2 protein-coding genes are annotated in these 1,200 nt (G+C 64.9%); both read right to left on the bottom strand.

Annotated elements, in window-relative coordinates; all coding sequences use genetic code 11:
• Positions 1-943, bottom strand: a 943-nt coding sequence (locus RKP46_RS04815; protein WP_311105572.1) for a GTP-binding protein, incomplete at its 3' end; no start/stop codon positions are given.
• 86 nt (positions 944-1,029) lie between these two features.
• On the bottom strand, positions 1,030-1,200 hold a 171-nt coding region (locus RKP46_RS04810), incomplete at its 5' end, for a CstA-like transporter-associated (seleno)protein (protein ID WP_311105573.1).

The following is a 1,200-nucleotide window of genomic DNA, read 5'->3' as shown; positions in this document are numbered from 1 at the left end:
CAGGTGCCCAGGGCTCACCGTAAGCGAACCCCGCGACGCGCTGTACGCCCTGAAAGATGAGTTTGCGGCGTTCGTCCGGGATGGCGAGGATTCCCTTGTAGCGCAGCAACTCGTCGGCCAGTTCGTCGACTAGCGACTGGACGAAGAGACCGATCTTTTCCAGGTCAACTTCTCCGGCCTCGAGCAGAAAGGATGAAACCTCGTCCTCGTGCGCGGCCGGTCGGCGCGACCAGCTGATGGCAGCGGGTGCTGCCACTGGCACGAAACGAGCAGGCGAAGCGCTGGCGGAATCGGCGGCGAGGAGCGAGGCATCGAGATGGAAGCCTCCGATGCCGAGCAGCGAACCAGGTTCGGCGTGCCCTTTCTGCAGCAACTGCTGAGCTGCGCGCGGGTTGATGCAGCGTAGCCGCTCGCCTAGCGAGGAAATCGCAGCCGCGTCGACCAGATCGCACTTGGCGAGCAGCAGCCGGTCGGCGAACCCGACCTGCCGCTGCACGACCCGATGTTGATCGAGCTGCCGGTGGGCATGCAACGCATCGACAACGACGACGATTCCGTCGAGCAGGAAGTCGTCGCGCAGCTCCGGCGCAGCAAAGAAGGTCTGGGCGACGGCGCCGGGATCGGCGAGCCCGGTCGTTTCGATGACGATCCAGTCGAAGGCCAGCCTGCCGGCTGCCCGTTGCGCGGCCAGATCGCGCAGGCCACGCACCAGGTCGGCGCTGACCGTGCAGCAGACGCAACCGTTGGTCAGTTCAACGATGCCGCCCTGTTGGCGGGAAAGGAGCTGGCTGTCGATGTTGACGGCGCCGAACTCGTTTTCGACCACAGCGAAGCGACGGCCTTGGGGTTGATTGAGCAACGCGTTGAGAACCGTCGTCTTGCCGGCGCCGAGAAAACCCGAGAGCAGGGTGACGGGGATGGGTAAGGCGGGAGTCGGGTTCATCGGTGGTCGATGGAGGAGAAGAGAGCAGGGCGCGGACGCCAGGAGTTTGGTCTGCGCCGAGAGAATGTGCAGGTTTTCCTGCGCGGTCAGCAACAGCCGCCGGAGCGGCCGGAACCGTACCTCGCTTCCTGGCGATTGCGGAAGAACTCCGTTTCGCTCATCACCGGCAGGTCGGGATGCGTCGCCCGCATGTGGGCGACATAGGTGCCGTAATCGGGCAGGCCGACCATCAATCTGGCCGCCTGCCCGAGATACGT

The organism is Accumulibacter sp. (assembly GCF_031732815.1).
Taxonomy (GTDB): Bacteria; Pseudomonadota; Gammaproteobacteria; order Burkholderiales; family Rhodocyclaceae; genus Accumulibacter.
Note: the sequence above shows the minus strand (reverse complement) of the source record. Positions and strands in the feature narration are given on the sequence as shown.